A 2714-nucleotide genomic window follows, 5' to 3' on the forward strand; every position below is an offset into this window, starting at 1 on the left:
CGCAGCACGCGGCCGAGAGCCTGCTCGTCGGCGACCGCCGACGGTGACTCGTGGTAGTAGCCCATGGACAGGCAGACCACGTCGATCCGCCGGCCGAGGCTCGGGTCGAGCGCGACCAGCAGGTTGTGGACCAGCAGCCCCTCGAGGGCGGCCACGAGATCGGCCTCGTCGGCCGCACCGTCGCCGTACATCACCGGCACGGGTACGAGGGTCGCGTCCGGGCAGTGCTGGCGCACGATGCCCGCGATGAAGGTGCCGTGCCCCGCGAGCGGGTCGAGACGGCCGTTGACCCGGTCGACGGTGACGCCGGTCCCCTCGGGGTCGTCCTGCGGCGCGAACCGGAGCCCGACGGGCGAGCCGCCCACGCGCAGGTCGGCGACCACCCCGCAGGAGGGGTCGTACCACTCGTGCTTGCCCAGCCCGGTGTCCACCACGGCGACCACGGGGCCGGTGCCCCACTCGCCGCCCTTGCCGGAACGCTCGGGCGGGGGCGCGGCCCAGCGGACCGGTGAGCGCGTCTCGCCGCCGACGCCCTGCAGGTAGCCCACGCCCTGCAGGTAGCCCACGCCCTGCAGGTAACCGACGCCCTGGAGGTAGCCGACCCCTTGCAGGTACCCCACCCCCTGCAGGTAGCCCGCGGCGCTGACGACGTGGCTGAGCCCGACGGTGCCAAGACCCTGGGAGTTCTCGGTGTCCGCGGACCGGGCCTCCCGCAGCACGGTGAACGCGTCGGGCGAGGCGGCGCCGGCCGGCGAGATGAACTGCACCTGGGTCGCCGCGAACTGGTCGACGCGCTCGGCCAGACCCATCTGCTCCACGGCGTCGTCGCGGGCCCCGTCCCTGGTGACCCGCATGCGCAGGCCCTGCTTCTCCGCCACGGCGCCGAGCGCAGCCAGCGGGCCGCGGGCGCCGCGCCCCGGGAGACCGGGGACCAGCAGCGTGTCCCCCACGTACACGGTGGGCCGCAGCTCGGTCCCGTCGTCGACGGGATCGATCACCCGGGCCCGCAGCCGCAGCGCGGCCGTCACCGGCAGCGGCGGCATCGGCGTCGGGTCGCCCGGTCCGGGCGCGGGTCGGCCGGAACCGTCGCGCGTCGAGTCGTACGGCGTCTCGTCCATGAGGTCTCCTGAGGCCGATGTCAGACCGGTTCGGCCAGCGTAGCGATGAGAGGGGTCGTGGATGAGGAGTTCGCGAGGCGCCGCCCTGATACGCAGCAGCGGAGTTCGGTCCTGAGAAGAAGTTGTCTGGTCCACGTATCAGGGGCGGGGCGACCCGCGTCTTCTCCTCGAATCACCGGCGCCGGGTACGGGGGTCCCGGCGTCGACCAGGGGGGCCAGGAGTGCCAGGGGGATCGAGCCTTTCGGCTCGAGGGTGCTCCGGCAGCACGTGCAACGAGGTGAGCAGGCGGGGGGCCTGCTCGCCTCGTTGCACGTGCGCGTAAACGACTTGCCCACTGCCGGGGCCGGGGCTTGGGTGGGTGCATGAGCACTCCTCCCGCAGACGCAGGCATCGACGTTCGCCCCGCGACCGACGCGGCGAAGTACCTCGCCACCGACCTCCTCGTCTGGTTCGAGGGGGCCAACTCCCTCTCCGAGCGCTTTCTCGAGGAGGGCATCCCGCCCGACGGCCGGTTCGCGGCCGACCTGCCCGGTGGCCCCACCGACACCCACGCCGGCGTGTACGGCGTCCGGCCCATGACGATGTCCGTGCCCGGCGGGTCCCTCGTGGACGTCGGCGGCCTCACCTGGGTCGGCGTCCACCCGGACTCGCGGCGCCGCGGAGTCCTCAGCGCCATGCTGAGCGACCACTTCGCCCGTACCCGCGACGCCGGTGGCGCGCTCAGCGTCCTGCACGCCAGCGAACCCGGCATCTACGGCCGGTTCGGGTACGGCCTGGCGTGCCTCGAGCACCACCTGACGCTGGGCCGCGGCACCACCTTCACCGCTCCCCACCTGGAGAGCGCCGTCGCCGCCCTCACCACGCGCCTGGAGAACGCCACCTCCCCCGGCGTCACGGAGCGCGTGCGGGAGCTGGCACTTGCCCACGCCCCGCGCCACACGGGGACCCTCGTCGGGGACACCGGCTTCATGGGGATCAACGCACTCAACGTCCCCGAGCAGAGCTGGGACAAGGAACCCAAGCGGGTCCTGTTCGCTCAGCGCGACGGGGTCGACGTCGGCTGCGTCTGGCTGCGCCGCGAGGGCAAGTGGGAGAACGCCCGCCCGGCGGGCACCGTCACCGCCGGACTCCTCTTCGCCGCGCCCGACGCCCGCCTGGCCCTGCTGCGCCGCCTCGTCGACCTCGACCTCACCGGCTCGGTCACCGTCGAGTCCGTCGGCGTCGACGACCCTGTCCTGGACTGGCTGCCCGGCCCGCGCGGAGCCAGCGACGTGCGCACGTACGACTCCACGTGGGTGCGGCTGGTCGACCTCGGCGCAGCGTGGGGGCTGCGTGAGTTCGACTCCGACGTGGACGTCGTGGTCGAGGTGGCCGACCGGTTCGCACCGTGGAACGCCGGCCGGTGGCGCCTGGCCGCGCGCGGAGGCCACGGCCGCGCCGAGCGTACGGACGACGCCGCCGAGGTCACCCTCGACGTCAGCGTCCTCGGGGCCGGGTACCTCGGACGACCCGTCGGCGGTCTGCTGCGCGCCGGCCTCGTGGCCGAGCACCGCGACGGCGCGTACGCCGAGCTCGCCCGGGCGATGCGCACCGAC

2 protein-coding genes are annotated in these 2714 nt (G+C 74.1%); one reads left to right on the forward strand and one right to left on the reverse strand.

What is annotated here, in order from left to right; all coding sequences use genetic code 11:
- The coding region (locus tag ACI379_RS17460) for a S8 family serine peptidase (RefSeq protein ID WP_439793416.1) at positions 1–1118 on the reverse strand (1118 nt) is incomplete at its 3' end.
- Between the two features lie 363 nt (positions 1119–1481).
- On the opposite strand from ACI379_RS17460, the gene ACI379_RS17465 reads away from it, so the two are divergent.
- On the forward strand, positions 1482–2714 hold a 1233-nt coding region (locus ACI379_RS17465; RefSeq protein WP_439793417.1), incomplete at its 3' end, for a GNAT family N-acetyltransferase.

This window comes from Nocardioides sp., from assembly GCF_051876515.1.
Lineage (GTDB): Bacteria > Actinomycetota > Actinomycetes > Propionibacteriales > Nocardioidaceae > Nocardioides.